This is a genomic window from Kordiimonas lacus (assembly GCF_001550055.1).
Classification (GTDB): Bacteria; Pseudomonadota; Alphaproteobacteria; order Sphingomonadales; family Kordiimonadaceae; genus Kordiimonas; species Kordiimonas lacus.
The window spans coordinates 561968-578283 of sequence record NZ_LRUA01000006.1; the positions used below are offsets into that span (position 1 = coordinate 561968).

Annotated in this window: 14 protein-coding genes; 4 read left to right on the forward strand and 10 right to left on the reverse strand. The window is 57.4% G+C overall.

Features of this window, described 5'->3' with window-relative positions; all coding sequences use genetic code 11:
• Window positions 1-15: 15 nt before the first annotated feature.
• The 6 genes from KORLAC_RS10855 to KORLAC_RS10880 form a co-directional block, all read right to left on the reverse strand.
• A complete protein-coding gene (locus KORLAC_RS10855; protein ID WP_068306431.1) occupies window positions 16-1374 on the reverse strand; it encodes a glutamine synthetase family protein in 1359 nt (452 codons plus the stop codon).
• A gap of 99 nt (window positions 1375-1473) precedes the next feature.
• Window positions 1474-2982, reverse strand: a complete 1509-nt coding sequence (locus KORLAC_RS10860) for a Ppx/GppA family phosphatase (RefSeq protein ID WP_068306432.1) — start codon at window positions 2980-2982, stop codon at window positions 1474-1476.
• Window positions 2983-2987: 5 nt separating this feature from the next.
• Window positions 2988-5210, reverse strand: a complete 2223-nt coding sequence (locus KORLAC_RS10865) for an RNA degradosome polyphosphate kinase (RefSeq protein WP_068306434.1) — start codon at window positions 5208-5210, stop codon at window positions 2988-2990.
• A gap of 58 nt (window positions 5211-5268) precedes the next feature.
• Window positions 5269-5937, reverse strand: a complete 669-nt coding sequence (locus tag KORLAC_RS10870) for an HdaA/DnaA family protein (protein ID WP_068306436.1) — start codon at window positions 5935-5937, stop codon at window positions 5269-5271.
• Window positions 5938-5971: 34 nt separating this feature from the next.
• Window positions 5972-7042 carry an AI-2E family transporter gene (locus KORLAC_RS10875; RefSeq protein WP_068306438.1) on the reverse strand — a complete coding sequence of 357 codons (1071 nt, stop codon included), beginning with the start codon at window positions 7040-7042 and terminating at the stop codon, window positions 5972-5974.
• 26 nt (window positions 7043-7068) lie between these two features.
• Window positions 7069-8202, reverse strand: coding sequence for a DUF2066 domain-containing protein (locus KORLAC_RS10880; RefSeq protein ID WP_068306440.1), 1134 nt, complete (start codon window positions 8200-8202; stop codon window positions 7069-7071).
• A 134-nt stretch (window positions 8203-8336) separates the two neighbouring features.
• Between KORLAC_RS10880 and purM the strand changes: the two genes are divergently transcribed.
• Together purM and purN are read left to right on the forward strand one after the other, a co-directional pair.
• Window positions 8337-9458 (forward strand): phosphoribosylformylglycinamidine cyclo-ligase, encoded by a 1122-nt coding sequence (gene purM / locus KORLAC_RS10885; protein ID WP_074519323.1) that lies wholly within the window; start codon window positions 8337-8339, stop codon window positions 9456-9458.
• A gap of 3 nt (window positions 9459-9461) precedes the next feature.
• Window positions 9462-10112, forward strand: coding sequence for a phosphoribosylglycinamide formyltransferase (gene purN, locus KORLAC_RS10890; protein ID WP_068306443.1), 651 nt, complete (start codon window positions 9462-9464; stop codon window positions 10110-10112).
• A 17-nt stretch (window positions 10113-10129) separates the two neighbouring features.
• Here the strand turns inward: purN and KORLAC_RS10895 are convergent, their stop codons facing one another.
• The 3 genes from KORLAC_RS10895 to ndk all read right to left on the reverse strand — a co-directional run bounded on the left by KORLAC_RS10895 (window position 10130) and on the right by ndk (window position 11614).
• Window positions 10130-10633 carry a hypothetical protein gene (locus KORLAC_RS10895; RefSeq protein WP_068306445.1) on the reverse strand — a complete coding sequence of 168 codons (504 nt, stop codon included), beginning with the start codon at window positions 10631-10633 and terminating at the stop codon, window positions 10130-10132.
• Window positions 10620-11018, reverse strand: a complete 399-nt coding sequence (locus KORLAC_RS10900; RefSeq protein WP_217627990.1) for a YbaN family protein — start codon at window positions 11016-11018, stop codon at window positions 10620-10622. Before KORLAC_RS10900 ends, KORLAC_RS10895 begins: the two co-directional genes overlap by 14 nt.
• 173 nt (window positions 11019-11191) lie before the next feature.
• Window positions 11192-11614, reverse strand: coding sequence for a nucleoside-diphosphate kinase (ndk, locus tag KORLAC_RS10905; protein ID WP_068306447.1), 423 nt, complete (start codon window positions 11612-11614; stop codon window positions 11192-11194).
• A gap of 137 nt (window positions 11615-11751) precedes the next feature.
• Here ndk and KORLAC_RS10910 point away from each other — a divergent pair, with 137 nt between their 5' ends.
• The gene (locus KORLAC_RS10910) at window positions 11752-13656 is read left to right on the forward strand and encodes an ABC-F family ATP-binding cassette domain-containing protein (protein WP_068306449.1); all 1905 of its coding nucleotides are present in this window, start codon (window positions 11752-11754) and stop codon (window positions 13654-13656) included.
• A 53-nt stretch (window positions 13657-13709) separates the two neighbouring features.
• A complete protein-coding gene (locus KORLAC_RS10915) occupies window positions 13710-14561 on the forward strand; it encodes a DUF417 family protein (RefSeq protein ID WP_068306451.1) in 852 nt (283 codons plus the stop codon).
• Between the two features lie 56 nt (window positions 14562-14617).
• On the opposite strand, the gene KORLAC_RS10920 is transcribed toward KORLAC_RS10915, so the two are convergent.
• Window positions 14618-16213 carry a calcium-binding protein gene (locus tag KORLAC_RS10920; protein WP_068306452.1) on the reverse strand — a complete coding sequence of 532 codons (1596 nt, stop codon included), beginning with the start codon at window positions 16211-16213 and terminating at the stop codon, window positions 14618-14620.
• Window positions 16214-16316 lie beyond the last annotated feature (103 nt).

Here is a 16316-nt window from a genome sequence, read left to right on the forward strand (position 1 = left end):
CCCTTTTTTGTGCGCCTATGTCGCGCGCCAATACCAGTCCAGGTCCCGTTCACTGACCTCGGCATGGAAGCTTTCTTCCTCAAAGCGTCTGCACTTGAGGAAATAGTCATGGTAGCGCGCCCCCAGGTAGCGCGGCAGAATCGTACCCGCTTCAAACCGGTCCAACGCATGCGGCCAACGGGACGGTAGTGTGGCTTTTTCTTCTTCCAGCACTGTTTCTTCCGCGACCATCGGCCCCGGCTTTGCCTTGGCGTCGATACCGTGGTGGATGCCCGCCACAATAGCTGCCGCGACCAGATACGGGTTGGCGTCCGCCCCGGATACACGATGCTCCACCCGCATGTTCGCCGCGTCCGCGAGCGGAATACGCAGAGAAACACCCCGGTGGTTCGGCCCCCATGTGGGTGTCAGCGGCACGTAGCTACCGCGCTGAAACCGCCGGTAGCTGTTGGCATTGGGCGCGAAAATGGCCATGCTTTCTGCCATAGTGGCTTGAAGCCCGCCCACGGCGTGCTCGAACGTTTCTGACCAATTGTTGCCGCCCTCGCAGCCAAACACATTGTTGCCGTCCCGGTCCAAGAGGCTGATATGGGCGTGCAGCCCCGAGCCGGCGCAATCCGCGTATGGCTTCGCCATGAAAGTCGCCACCATGCCGTGCTTGCGCGCTACCCCCTTGATTGCCCGCTTCAGAAGCATGGCGTGATCGCAGGCGGTCACAATATCGGGCACATGGGTTAGGTTCACTTCAAACTGTCCGGGCCCGTATTCCGACAACACCCCTTCGGCAGGGATATTCTGCTCGGCACAGACGGCGTACAGCTCTCGCAGCACATCATCGAAATCATACAGGTCCTCAAACCCCGTCGCCTGCGCACCTGTCAGCGGCGTCCAGCCGTTTGGCGTTTTCGCGGGCCTGAGCGGCAGCGTGGGTTCTGTCATGTAAAACTCAAGCTCAAGTGCCACAACGGGCGTCAGCCCCATGTCTGAGAGGGGCTTCAGCGCGTTCAAAAGCGCCGCACGCGGATCAGCCGCGAACAAGCTACCGTCCTTTTCGTGTTGGCTCATCAATACCTGTGCGGTTGGGCGCTTGACCCACGGCACATAGGAAAACGTACCCGGAACCGGCTTGCAGATGCGATCTGGGTCACCGTCCTGGGGGCCTTCCACTACCGTGTCCACCAATTGGCCCTTGCTGTCCATCAGCGCCGACGATGTTGGCAACGGAATGCCTGTGGTGTAAAGCTTCTTCAAGCCATCGATCGGCAACTGTTTGCCGCGCATCATGCCCACCATATCGGGCATCATGCAGTCGATTACTTCAATGTCCGGGTGAGCGGACAGGCAGGCCAACACGTCTTCAGGCAAATTTTCCATTTTTGGATACTCGAGATTTAAGGCGAAATTTAAGGTCCAAAAAAAAGTGATCACATTTCAGGATCAAGCGCAACAGAAATCAGATGCGCCGGCTCGTGCTCAGCTAATATCATTCGGGAACTCGATTACCGCCCGGCGGCCCATAAGCTGACCAAGTTGAGTCAATCGCTTCTGCACCACCTCGTTGGCGATATCCTTGTAGGCCTTCGGTACGCCCAGATAGACCTTGGATTTACTCACACGCAGGCGGCTGTGCAGCAATGGATCGGCAGTGCCTCCAGACAAGCGCTGGGCCAGCCGAAGCGCTGCCCCCATCATGCGGGCCTCCAGAATTTCATTGATCTTGAGCAGCGGCAGGATATGCGCCACATGGCCCAGGTCCACCGACGCGCCATACGCCTGGTTCATGGCAACTGCCAGATAAGCTCTGTCCCGGTGCGAAACACCAATGAAATGACCGTGCAGCACCGATTCCACGGCCTTCTCAGCCCGGAAATCGGGATGTCCCCGCCAAGCAATATCGCTCAGCAAGCAAATCGCCCGATGCAGCTTCTCACGAAGCTCGGGGTCCGGCACCTTGTGCCAGAACAAGGGGCGCGTCCATTCAAACAGCAGATTACTGTGCTCTGCAAACCTGGATCGTTCCGCTGCCAGCACGTGGCAGGTAAACAGAAACGGGTCCATGCCGCGTTCGTCTTCGCGCGTCAGGTCATAGATCAGGCCCTCGCGGATGCCATATGTGGAAACCACGGCCAGCTTGGCTTTCATCGCGGCCATCACTTCCATCAAGATTATGGCGGCGGTTGGCATTACCGCACGGCGACGACCAGTGAGCAAGCCTGCAAAGGGAATATCATCAGGCAACAGGCGGCTGATGCGTTTGCAGTAATTGGTGTATTCAGACCGGCTGTTTCGGTAGCCCTGCAGGATGGGCAGCGGGTTGGACTTTTCCCTCATCATAAGCTTGGCAATATTCCGCCAGGCGCCACCAACCATATACAGGTTTTGGCCTTGCCGTTCGGAAAGCCATGGAATTTCCTCAAACAAGCTTTTCAGATGCTTGCGGATTTTACGCCGGTCATCACCGAACATGCTCTGCAACCTGAGTGGACCGATTGGCAAGCTGATTGTCTCATGGACTTCGCCATCTTCAATGCGGGCAAGCTCAAGTGACCCCCCGCCCAGGTCCCCCATGATGCCAGTAGCGTGGGGTTCAGCTGAAATCACCCCGTGGGCCGCCAGCCGGGCTTCTTCCACACCATCAATGGTCTCAATCTCGATACCGCATTCCTTACGAACGCGATTGATGAACGCTTTGCGGTTTTTGGCGTCGCGGACTGCCGCGGTCGCCAGGATCTCGATCCGTTCTACCTGCATCTGCTCACACAAGGCCCGGAATCGCTTTAGCGTGGACACCGCGCTGTCCATGGCTTTCTTGCCCATTTTGCCCGAGACACCGATTTCAGCGCCCAAACCACACATGACCTTTTCGTTGAAGATAATGTCTGGCACACGCCGAAGACCGGAAAAGACAACAAGCCGCACGGAGTTGGAGCCGATGTCGATTACTGCGATATAATCATCGGCCCGGGCCGCCGCTTCAAACATGCTGATCAGTCCTCAATACTATAATCAATCAGGGGCGTGATTTTCTTGTCACCGCCCAAGGCCTTGCCCCTACCAGAAAGGGACGAGTTGGTCATGAAATAATGGTGGGCGATGAACTCTTTTTCGCCTTCCTTCGGCAGGTTCCGGCGGAAACTGCCGTCCGGCGCCATACTCCAGGACTGGGTGTTGTCCTTGAAGTTTGCAGCCATCACCTGCCCCATAATCTGGTCATGCACAGTCGGGTTCTCAATCGGTACAAGGCTTTCGACGCGGCGGTCAAAGTTCCGCGGCATCCAGTCTGCGCTCGAGATATAGACCTTCGCTTGGCGCGATGGCAGGCCGTGCCCGTTGCCGAAGCAGCAGATGCGGGCATGCTCAAGGAAACGGCCAACAATAGACCGCACACGAATGTTTTCGCTGAGACCCGGAATGCCTGGGCGCAGCGTACAGATACCGCGCACCACGAGGTCCACCTGAACCCCGTTCATGGAGGCCTCATAGAGCTTGTCGATGATCTTGGGGTCCAGCAGCGAATTCAGCTTCACCCACACGGCACCTGGGCCACCCGACCGCGCGATCTCGATTTCCTTGTCGATCAACCGGATCAAGTGATCCCGCAGCATGAAGGGTGACATCACCAGCTTTTCCATGCCGTCGGGCTCAACATAGCCGGTCAGATAATTGAACATCTTGTTGGTGTCACGCGCCAGCGCGGGATCGGCGGTAAAGAACGACAGGTCCGTATAGAACCGCGCCGTAACCGGGTGATAGTTGCCGGTCCCGAAGTGCATATAGCTCCGGAGCTTGCCGTTTTCGCGCCTGACAGCCATCGATACCTTCGCGTGGGTCTTCAGGTCGATAAAGCCGAACACCACATGCACGCCCGCGCGCTCAAGGTCGCGCGCCCACTTGATGTTTTGTTCCTCATCAAACCGCGCTTTCAACTCCACCACGGCTGTGACGGATTTGCCCGCTTCTGCCGCCTCGATCAGCGCCTTGATGATCTGGGACTGGGAGCCTGCGCGATAGAGCGTCTGCTTGATCGCCACAACATCCGGGTCGCGCGCTGCCTGAAGCAAGAAATGGTGCACAACTTCGAAGGATTCATAAGGGTGGTGAACCACAAAGTCCTTCGAGGCGATGGTCTTGAAGATATCCCCACCGAAATCCCTTACGCGCTCAGGGTAGCGCGGGTTATAGGGCACATATTTCAGGTCGGGGAAATCGTCGACAATCAGCTCGCCTGTTTCATCGATGCCGAGTATGCCGTCGACAACAACAACGGTTTCTTCGTCCGCGTCCAGCCGGTTGATCACAAGGTTCCTGAGCGGCTCAGGCATGGCCGCATCAACCTTCAGGCGGATTACCCTGCCCCGGCGGCGGCGCTTGAGCGCGCTTTCAAACACGCGCACCAGATCTTCCGCCTCCTCTTCAATCTCGATATCGCTATCGCGGATAATGCGGAACACACCACAGCCATCAACGCGGTATCCCGGAAACAGTTGGTCCAGGAACAGTTCCAGCATGCGCTCCAGCGCAATGAACCGCACTTCGCCGCTGGTATCATTCGGCAGGCGCACAAAGCGGTCAACATGATGCGGTACCGGCAGCAGTGCCACCATTTCCTTATTGTCGCGCTTACGCACCAGCGACAGCGCCATAGTGAACCCAAGGTTCTGGATGAAGGGAAATGGATGAGCCGGATCAACCGCAATCGGCGTCAGGACCGGCATCACATTATCCAGGAAATATCCTTCGATCCAATCGCGCTCTTCCTGGGAGATCTCGGCTTTCTCCAGCACGATGATTTTGTTCTCACGCAGTTCCTTGTTGAGCCCCGCCCAAACGTCCTGCTGCTTGGCCATCAGGGTTTCTGCCAGATCATTCAGTTGCTGCAACTGCTGCATCGGCGATTTCTGGTCATCAGACACGACCTCAAGCTTCATGTCGCACTGGCCCCTAAGGCCTGCAACGCGCACCATATAGAATTCGTCGAGGTTATTGCCTGAAATCGACAGGAAGCGTAGGCGCTCCAAGAGCGGGTGGCGCATGTTTTCCGCTTCTTCCAAAACGCGCATGTTGAACTGAAGCCAGCTCAGCTCCCGGTTCAGATACTTCTCACCGCCGGGCAGGCCTTTGATGTGACTGACAATCTCCTCACGGGATGGCAAGCCTTTATCTTTGGCCTCGGTGGGTTGTGATGCTGCCTTTTGGTCTCCGTCAGCCATGCTGTCGTCTGCTCCTGTCGGGGTTATAAAGGGTCCCCGTAGCCCATGAATGTTACAATTATCTGTCTGTTGGCGCCTCTAAGCAAGTTTTAGCCAACGCCTTGGTTATTTTGCGTTTGTCTGCCAAAGCATGCCGGTCGATGGCATCAACCAGCTCTTTGGCGGCAGTGAAGGACCGCTCAATGCGCTTGATAATATAATCCACTACAGCAAGATCAACTTGTAACTGTCTGTCAGAAAACAGTTTTACCAGTAGAACCATTAACAAATGGTCATCAGGCTCACTGATTTCCGCGACCGGAATGGTGGCCAGCCGTGACTTGAGGTCCGGCAACGCTACATTCCACAAGTTAGGCGCGGTGCGGCTGGTCAACAACAGGTGGCCACCGGTCTCCTTGGTCCAGTTAAACAGGTGGAACAGTGTTTCGTCCCGACGTGTCGCCGCGTCTGCACCGTCAACCAGCACGTTGCTGCCGGGCGCGATGGCGTCAATTTCGTCAGACGCGTTGACCTCAATCGCATCCGCTCGTTTCGCCCAGGCCTTTGCCAGATGGGTTTTGCCGCTGGCAGCCGGCCCCACGAGGGCGACGGCATGGTGTGGCCAGTCCGGCCAACCGTCCACAACGGAAAACGCTGCCTCATTCGAGGCGGAAACGATAAAATCCGCCATTTCGAAACTGGGCTTGTGCGGTAGCTCAAGCGGTATCTGTTTTGCCTGTTTTACCATTGCTGGTCCTCAATACTCATCACTCAGTTTAGATTTATTCTTTCGAAGCTGCGGGCTGCACAGCGTCCGGGATGCCGTGATGCTCCAGATAGACGTCGATCCAGTAGCGCACCAAGACGGCAATGGCCGCAGCAGCAGGCACTGCAATCAAGACGCCCACAAAGCCCATCACCTCACCACCGGCAAACACCGCAAACAATACCCACACAGGGTGCAGGCCAACACGGTCGCCGATCAGTTTCGGTGTCAGGAGCGAGCCCTCGATCACCTGCACCACAAGGAACACGCTGGCAACAAGCCCCAGTTGGACTGGGTCCATGCCCCATTGGCCAATGCCCATGGCCACGGCAACGGCAGCGGCAAACAAGGCGCCAACGAAAGGCACGATGGACATTACACCAGCCAGCACGCCCAGCAGAATAGCGAAATCAAGGCCCACGGCTGACCAGCCTATGGCATAAAGGATGCCCATGATGGTGCTGACAATCAACTGCCCGCGCACGAAACCGGCCAGAACGGTGTCGACATTGCGCGCAAGGCCCCGGACGACCTCGCTGCCCGAGGGCGGCAACCAGCTGTCCACCTTGGCAACCAGAAGGTCCCAATCCCGCAGCAGGTAAAAGGCCACAACTGGCGAAATCAGCATCAGCGACAGGATGTTGAACACCGCAAGCCCGCTTTTTAGCACCGTGCCGGCGCCGTGCTTAACCCGCGCCAGCAGTTCATCGCTGAAGGAGGCCAGCATGCTGTCTACATCGCCCGCAACGTCCTGCCCGAAACGGTCCGAAAGCGTTTGTAGCGTGTCGTTCAACCAGGGCCTCAGGCCCGCAAGCGTTTGAGGTAGGCTTTGGGAGATGGCCGCGATCTGGGATTGCAGGATGGGCCAGAATGCTAGGACAACCCCAACAATCACCAGGAAAAACACCGTGATCACCATGGCTGCGGCAGCGCCGCGGGGAACCTTCAGCGCCTCAAGCCTGTCGGCAATCGGGTCAAGGAAATAGGCAACAGCAAGCCCTGCCAGAAAGGGCAGCATGACGCCTTTCGTCAGGTATACAAACAGTATCACAACGGCTGTTGTGCCGATCCAGAACCATTTATTCATGATGTCTCCCCCACATTCATTAAGCGTTAGTCGTCTACATCGTCCCCACGCAGCGCCAACAGCTGGCTTTCGCCATACGGCGACAAAACAAGGCCTGCATACCTGAGCGCCAGCACAAGCTGATCCTCGCGGCCTGTGTACCGAAAGCGCAGTTGGCTGAAGGGCAGCCCAATCTGAAGCTGCTCCACGTCACTAACCAGGCTAACGTCGTCCAGTCTCGATAAAACTTGATTATAGGTTCCAAGCTCGGTCGATGAAACCATCACGTCCAGAACGCCGCCCTGCCCTGTATCCACCAGCAACTGGGCACGCCATGCGCTATCGATCTGCTCCAGTGCTTCAGCATACATGGCAGCAATCGCCGCTTCCTCGCTTGCGGCATTGCGGATACGGCCGTCGCCTGTAATATCGCCGTCGGTATTGAGGAACCTATAGTCGAGCACCGCACCCTCGGGACCGGCAGTATGCCAGCGTGATGCTATAATCAGCGCAGATCGGACATCATAGCGCCGTGCCAGCGTCAGCACATCGCGGGCTTCAAGATGAGCCACTTCCTCATACGTCAGCATGGCGCGCTCTGCCATTTCGCCGCGCGGAAAGACATATTGCCGAATACGGTTCAGCCAGTCGACTTGCTCGCGGGCTGCATCCAGCGTCGCGTCTGCCTCCCACAGGATATCCTGCAGTCCGCGGCTGTGGCCATGGACCACAAGAATACCGCGCCCGGTACCCAACACGTGCGGCACGTTATATTGTGCCAGGAACTGGCTGACAACGCCGGGCTCGAACCGTACATCAAGTGTTGCAAGGTATCTGCGGGAGGAAGACTGTTCCTCAACCACCTCGATACCGCTGATCATGGCCTGAACTTCACGGGCGCTCATGGTGGGCAGCTTCTCCCTGCCCTCAGGCTGCGTCAGCTTCACCAGCAGCTTCTCGTAGGCCATCAGTTCGGCTTTGGCGAGAGCCACGCGGCGCGCCTCGCTGGCCCGGCTCGCGGTTTCATCGACCTTGATGGCCTGAATGGTGAACAATCGGTCGAGTGGGTCTTCCTTGGCTTGCGCCCACGCGGCAATATCTGCGGCAAATACGCCCAGGAACGCCGCGAAGATACAGAAAAGATGATTATTTCCCAGAAGCTTGCGCATAAATACTTTCATAACTGATCCGGCGCCACTATAACGCGCTTGAAATCAAATGCCATAGGGTCTTAGGCTTGCAATTAAATTAGCCCAATTTGTGGCCACCCGCTGGACGGAAACACAGAATGGCGCCCCCGCAACAGGCGTCAGAAATGCTTGGAAGAAGAAACGTGAGCGCCCAAAACGATTCATACACCTATAAGCAGGCAGGCGTGGATATCGACGCCGGTGAAGCCCTTGTTGAGAATATCAAGCCACTGGCGGCTTCAACCCGCCGCTCCGGCGCGGACGCAAGCCTTGGCGGCTTTGGCGGTCTGTTTGACCTTAAGGCTGCAGGCTTTAATGATCCGATCCTTGTGGCTGCCAACGATGGCGTCGGCACCAAGCTGAAGGTCGCCATCGACGCGGGCATTCATGACACCGTGGGTATCGATCTTGTGGCCATGTGCGTGAATGACCTTGTGGTTCAGGGTGCAGAGCCGCTTTTGTTCCTTGATTATATGGCGACAGGCCACCTGGACGTGGCGCAGATGACTGACGTGGTCGCCGGTATTGCCGAAGGCTGCCGTCAGGCCGGTTGCGCGCTGATTGGTGGCGAAACGGCAGAAATGCCCGGCATGTACCAGGGCGGTGATTATGACCTGGCTGGCTTCAGCGTGGGCGCCGCAGAGCGCGGTACGCTACTTGACGGCTCTACCGTTACTGAGGGCGACGTGCTTCTGGGGCTGGCGTCAAACGGTACGCATTCGAACGGCTATTCGCTCATTCGCCGCATCGTAGAAGATAAAGGCCACAAATATTCCGACGCCTCCGGCTTTGGCGCGGGCACGCTGGGCGAAGAGCTGCTGGCCCCGACCAAGATTTACGTCAAAAGCTGCCTCGCAGCCACGAAGGCTGGCTATGCCAAAGCCTTTTCCCACATCACCGGCGGCGGCTTCCTTGAGAATATTCCCCGCGTGATGCCAAAGGACACGCTCGCAGAAGTGGACACCGGCACGTGGGAGCTTCCCGGCGTGTTCAACTGGCTGCGCGACCAGGGCAACATCCAGGCGTCAGAGATGTCCCGCACCTTCAACTGCGGCATCGGCATGGTTGTTGTTGTGGCACCTGAACATGCAGAAGCCGCCACAGCGCTTCTCAAAGAGCACGGCGAGACGGTTTACACCATTGGTTACATCACCAAGGGCGCCGGCAAGCCGAAATGCCGAGTGACCGGCAAAGCTGGCACCTGGGGCGCAGACACTGACTGGTCCGCCATCACGGGTGAAGGATAAGCCATGCGGAAACTTCGTCTCGGCGTCATGATTTCCGGCAGCGGTACCAACCTGCAGGCCCTGATCGACGCCTGCTCGGCCGCTGATTACCCAGCCACCATTGAGGTTGTCATTTCCAACCGCCCCGGCGTGCGCGGGCTTGAGCGCGCCGAACAGGCTGGCATCAAGGCTGTGACCATTGATCACAAGGAATTTGAGGACAAGGAGACGTTCGAGGACGCGCTGCATGAGTGCCTCGCGGACCATAAGGTGGACCTTGTTTGCCTCGCGGGCTTTATGCGGCTTCTGACCTCCACATTCGTCAATCGCTGGCGCGACCGCATGATCAACATCCACCCGTCGCTGCTGCCGTCATACAAAGGCCTGCATACGCATGCGCGCGCCATCGAAGATGGTGTCCGCTTCGCGGGCTGCACCATCCACTATGTGCGGCCCGAGATGGACAACGGCCCGATCATCATGCAAGCCGCTATCCCGGTTGCAGTGGACGAAACAGAAGAAAGCCTGATCGCCAAAACCCTGAGCTATGAGCACAAGATGTACCCGGCCGCGGTCAGGATGATTGCCGAAGGTAAGGTCCGCGTGGCGGGCAACAAGGTGGCTTTCAAAGATGTAGATGTGGGCGAGTTGGGCATCATCAGCCCGCTACCATAAGCCCCTCAACAACCAGATCATTCGAAGACCGCCTCAACCCTTTCAGGCGGTCTTTTTCTTTTGCCGTGTATGACCCAATGCGCGATCCAGCCGTTCAGCAGCGTGATCAGCGCAAAATAGCTCAGGAAATAGATATCGCGCGGCGTTACCAAGCCGGACGACCGGCTCTGAAACATGATCAAGCCCACCATTGCTGGGAAAGCCATAAAGCTGGCGGCGATATAGGCGGGCTTTGAGTGGCGCGAAAGCCTGGAAAGGCCATAGCTGAGCGGAAACCCAGGAATAAGCATCAGAGCCATGCCGGTGATGCCGGCTCCAAGAGACATATAAACCACTGTTTCGCCTTCAATGAAGAAACCGGCGGCAAAACTGACCTCTGCAAAAACCAGGCCTTCGCCAAGCAGAAGCACGATCAGGTTGCTGATTGACCAATAGAGTATGCCGGTCACGGCAGACGCCCCCAACGGCCCTACCAAAACCGCAACCAGCGCACGCTTCCAATGCCATTCATGTTCGTACATCTTGCTGCTTTGCTACCTCTGGAACTGGTCGCGTGAGGATAAAGGCTGCAACCACAGCCAGAACCGCTATCTGGGTTGCGAGTGCCCAGTAGGGTGCACCCGCAAGCCACGTGATGACGGGCGTGAGCGCAATCACAATCACCGCCACACGTTTCGACCGCCGGTCAATCGCGCCATACTGTTCCCAATTTCTGATCATCGGCCCGAACTGGCGGTGCGCCATAAGCCAACCGTGAAGGCGCGGCGATGACCGGGCAAACCCGAAGGCGGCCAGCAACAGAAAGGGCGTTGTGGGCAATAGCGGCAGCACAGCGCCAACCAATCCAAGCAGCAGCGAAACCACACCAAGTGTGAACCACGCCAGTCGTATTGTTGCTTTCCTCACGGTCTCCGCACCCTGCTCCGGTCAATTCTTCCTGTGACAGTAATATTGTCGGGCCGCATTTGGCAAACAAGTAGTCCGGCCATGAAAAAAGGGCCAACCAACGGCTGACCCTTCCCTCTCGCGAGCGAACCCGCGTGCCTAGTTAGCTCCCAGGCAGAATATTTGTCGGCTGATTAGCCTACGATCTCGTTGCCAGAGAAGAACTGCGCGATTTCGATCGCTGCGTTTTCTTCACTGTCAGAACCGTGAACGGAGTTTTCACCGATGGACAGTGCGAATTCTTTACGAACGGTGCCTTCCGCAGCTTCAGCCGGGTTGGTGGCGCCCATCACTTCACGGTGTTTCAGAACGGCGTTCTCGCCTTCCAGAACCTGAACAACAACAGGAGCGGACGTCATGAACTCAACCAGCTCACCAAAGAAAGGACGCTCAGAGTGAACAGCGTAGAAAGTCTCTGCTTGTTTCTGCGTCATCTCGATGCGCTTCTGAGCAACGATGCGCAGGCCATTTTTCTCGAAAATAGCGTTGATCGCACCGGTCAGGTTACGGTTGGTGGCGTCTGGTTTAATGATGGAAAAAGTACGTTGCACAGCCATGTGACTATCCCTTTAATAGATGGGGTTAAACTTGATTCGCGCGCCTTATAGCACAAACCATGGCAAAGCCAAGCATTGTCTGCTTTGGGCGCTGTATGGCGTTGCCAAGGCCCCTGCCCTGTGATACTTCGCCTGCCATGTTACACATCAACGACATAACCTACCGGATCGGCAACCGCGTCCTCTTTGAGGAGGCGACCGTTGGTGTGCCCGCTGGGCACAAGGTGGGTTTTGTTGGCCGCAACGGCGTCGGCAAATCGACATTGCTGAAGATGATCCTTGGGGAACTGAGCCCCGAGGCTGGCGAAATCAAGATCCGCCCCACGGCCCGTGTGGGCCACGTGGGCCAGGAAGCGCCCGACGGACCCGAGAGCCTCTTGGAGACCGTGCTGATCTCCAACAAGGAACTCACGGCCTTGCAGGCTGAATCTGAGACCGCGACAGACCCGCACCGTATTGCAGAAATCCACACAAGGCTCGCCGACATTGGCGCGCACACGGCGGAAGCCCGCGCGGCCACGATCCTCTCGGGCCTAGGCTTTGACGACGAGGCCCAGGCGCGGCCGTGCCAGAGCTATTCAGGCGGCTGGCGGATGCGGGTGGCACTGGCCTGCGTACTGTTTAACGAGCCCGATCTGCTGCTTCTCGATGAGCCAACCAACTATCTCGACCTTGAAGGCGTCATGTGGCTCGAGAATTTCCTCAAGAACTACCCCTATACAGTCGTGATTGTCAGCCACGACCGGGACCTTCTGAACAAGGCCGTCACCCACATCGTGCATCTGGAGAACCAGAAGCTGAACCTTTATACGGGCGGCTATGACCGGTTCGAGGAACTGAGGCGCGAGCAGATGGAACGCCAGATGGCGCTCAAATCCAAGCAGGAAGCCGAGCGCCGCCACATCCAGAGCTTCGTTGACCGCTTCAAGGCCAAGGCGTCGAAGGCCAAGCAGGCGCAAAGCAGGGTCAAGGCGCTGGAGCGCATGAAACCCATCGCCACGATGGTCGAAGAACATACGGTGCCCTTCCAGTTCCCGAAACCGGACCCTCTGTCCTCACCGCTGATCGCACTTGAAGGCGCCAGCGTGGGCTATGAAGCCGACAAGCCGATCCTGAAAAAGCTCGATCTCCGGATCGATATGGATGACCGCATTGCGCTTCTGGGTGCGAACGGTAACGGCAAATCCACCTTCGCCAAGCTGTTGGCTGAAAAGCTGCAGCCGATGGAAGGCAATATGCGCCGCCCGCGTAAGCTGACGGTCGGATACTTTGCCCAGCACCAGCTGGACGAATTGAGGCCCAAGGCCAGCCCCTATGACCATCTGGCGAAGCTGATGCCGGACGCTATTGAAGCCAAGGTTCGCGCGAGGCTGGGCTCGTTCGGTTTTGGCGTGGAGAAAGCCGACAGGCCGGTGGAATCACTCTCGGGTGGTGAAAAAGCACGCCTGATGTTCGCCCTGGCCACCTTCCATGCCCCGCAGCTTCTGATTCTCGATGAACCCACCAACCACCTGGATGTGGACAGTCGCGAAGCACTGATCCATGCGGTGAATGATTATGACGGCGCGGTGCTTCTGATCAGCCACGACAGACACCTGGTGGAAGCCTGCGTTGACCGGCTGTGGATTGTTGAAAAAGGCGATGTGAAGCGTTTTGACGGCGACCTTGAAGATTATAAGCAGCATCTCCTCAAGGAACGCTCCGGCGAGCGGTCAGAGAAACGTGGGCCAAAAGCGGATAACCAGAAAAAGGCCGCCCGGCAGAATGCTGCAGAGATTCGCCGCCAGCTCGCACCCTACCGCCGCAAGGTTGAGAAGGCCGAGGAGGCACTTGAAAAACTTCTGGCCGAAAAGGAAAAGGTTGATACCCGCCTCGCCGACCCACGCCTTTATGAGCCCGGTCAGGAAGAAAAGGTGGCGAAGCTGTCGATCATGGCCGCAGAACTGACCGCCAAGATCGAAGCCGCCGAAGAAGCCTGGGTGATGGCCGAGGAAGCCTACACAGAGGCTCAAGAAGCCGTTATCGGCGAAAGCGCCGCTTGACGCCCTTCCCCACATTCTGCTTACTGCTGGCAATGTAAGGGGAGCCTGAAACCATGACTGCAATATTTGACCGCCTGCGTCCGGGTGCGCAATTCACCGACCTGTTCGTGACCCTGTCGCTCGCGGGCGTCCTGATATGGTTCGGCCTGATGAATATCTCTGGCGCCAGTGCCGAAACGGTCGACCGTTGGCTCAAGGGCCATATGTTCCTCTCCGGCCTTCAGGAAAACAAACAGTGGATCATGTGGGCACTGGGCGGCGCGCAGGCGCTGTCAGGCCTGTTGATCGTGCTGCATTCGGTGCCAGAACGCGTCAAGCGCTATGCATACGGCTTTGTCGTGCTGTGGAGCGCCGCGAGCCTCAGCCTCCTCCTCACCAACCCGGTGTGGATCGGCTCGCTTGGAGGTTTTCCGGCGATTGGGTCAGGCCAAGGGCTTCTGAAATATATCACAATTGGGGGACTGGCACTTTGGTGCCTCGGGCATCGCCACGGCAAACTTGTGATGCTGATCGGGATTATCGTGGTCCTCGGCTGGATCGGCGGCATGAAATTCACACAAATCGAAGCTGATGGTATCGCGCCGCTGCTCAAAACCAGCCCGGTATTCAACTGGTGGCTGCCGGTGTATTTGGGTACCATGCAGGCATCCTATGTCATTGGTGCGATTGAGCTGGCAACTGTGGCCCTGCTGACCGGCAACTGGTGGAACCAGCGCGCCTATATGCTGGGCCTTGCGCTGGCGGCGGGAACCTTCATCGTCACGCTCAGCTTCATGGTTACTTTCGCCCCCACATGGAACGGCAGCCTGGGCGGTTTCCCCTACCTGACATCCAGCGGTCAGTTTCTCCTGAAGGACCTGCTGCTGTTGGCGGGCTGCTGCGTGCTGGCGGCGAAAGGTCGATAGCCAAGAAAATGGGGAGCCGAAGCTCCCCAAGGCTAAAGCAAAAGGCTTTTTTCGGATTAGAGTGCGATATCCGCTGTTGCGAATGTCGTGAGGTCCAGGCCAACCATAAAGATGCTAGACCCATCCCCTGTGTCGATCAGGACACCGGCCTGACCATCAATTTCCGTTTCTGAGCTTGCTGCAAGCAAGGCATCAAAATCGGCAAAGTCAGCTGCGACATTGCTAATCACAAGCGTATCGCTGGTGACATCAAAGTCAGTAACGGTATCCACACCGTGGCCTGCACCAAAGAAGAAGAAGTCATCTCCGTTACCGCCAGAGAGCACATCGTCGCCTGTACCGCCAAACAGCTGGTCGCTGCCTTCACCGCCATCAATGGTGTCGTTGCCGTTACCGCCAAAGACCTGGTCATCACCTGCACCGCCATCAACAATGTCGTTGCCGTCTGCTGCAAAGATCAAGTCATTGCCGTCACCGCCACTGATGTCGTCGTTGCCGCCATCGCGACCACCAAAGACGATGTCGTCACCGCCTGCGGCATCGATGCGGTCATCGCCGTCGCCGCCGCCCAGCAGGTCGTCGCCATCAGCACCAAACATGCTGTCGGCACCGTCACCGGCCCACATAGAATCACCTGCGGTGTCAGACGTATCAACATCATCGTCGTTGAAACCGTCATTGTTGGCGTCAGCGGTCCAGGAACCACCGATCAGAATGTCATCACCAACACCGCCAAAGACGATATCGCCACCGGCATCGCCGACAAGGATGTCGTTACCAGCACCGCCGCCAATGATATCGTTGCCGGAGCCGCCATAGAAGGTGTCATCGCCGGTATCGCCCGGCCCTGCGAAGATCAGGTCGTTGCCGTCGCCGCCATCGAGCGTGTCATCCCCTTCGCCGCCGGTCATGAAGTCGTCACCTTCAGTACCCGTGACGGAATCGTCTTCATTGCCGTCACTGTTACCATCGGAAGCTTCCATCCCAAAGTAACTGGCTTCCAGGTCGGCCTTGCTGACGCCATAAAGGGTCAACGATCCGCCGTCTTCAAGGCTGATCACAACACCGCCTTCACCGTCGGCAGAGGCTTCCAGCAGGGCGTCGAAGGTTTCCGGGGCGGCATCGCCCAGGTCAATCACGTCGCCTTCGTCACCATTGAAATCCAGAATGACGTCATTCGAGCCTTCATCGTCGTCGTCGTGATCTTCCAAGTCATGCTCTTCATGATCGTCATCATCATCGTCATCATCGCTGACATGGAAGGTGTCGGCACCGGCGCCGCCGGACATGACGTCATCGCCGCTGCCGCCGTAAAAGTCATCATCGCCGTTGCCGCCCATCAGTGTATCGTGGCCTGATCCGCCTTTAAGCTCGTCATCACCATCACCGCCGGTCATCAGGTCGTCACCGCCGCCGCCTTTCATGCGGTCATTCCCGGCTTCGCCATGCATGACATCGTCGCCGCCGTTGCCTTTCAGGTCATCGTCGCCGTTGCCGCCGCTAAGCGTGTCATTTCCATTGTTACCGATCAGACGGTCATCACCGTCGCCCCCCACCATCAAGTCGTTGCCGGACAGGCCAATGATCTTATCGTCACCGTCTGTGCCCATAAGGCTGTCATCGCCTTGAGTCCCTTTTATTTTATCAAACATATCCGTTCTCCCTTTGTCGGATGAGGTTCGCTAACTCGGGGAATGCGGGAATCCGCCTGTTGTTGTATCGGGCCCCGACCATTCCTGAAATCCGATACTCAGG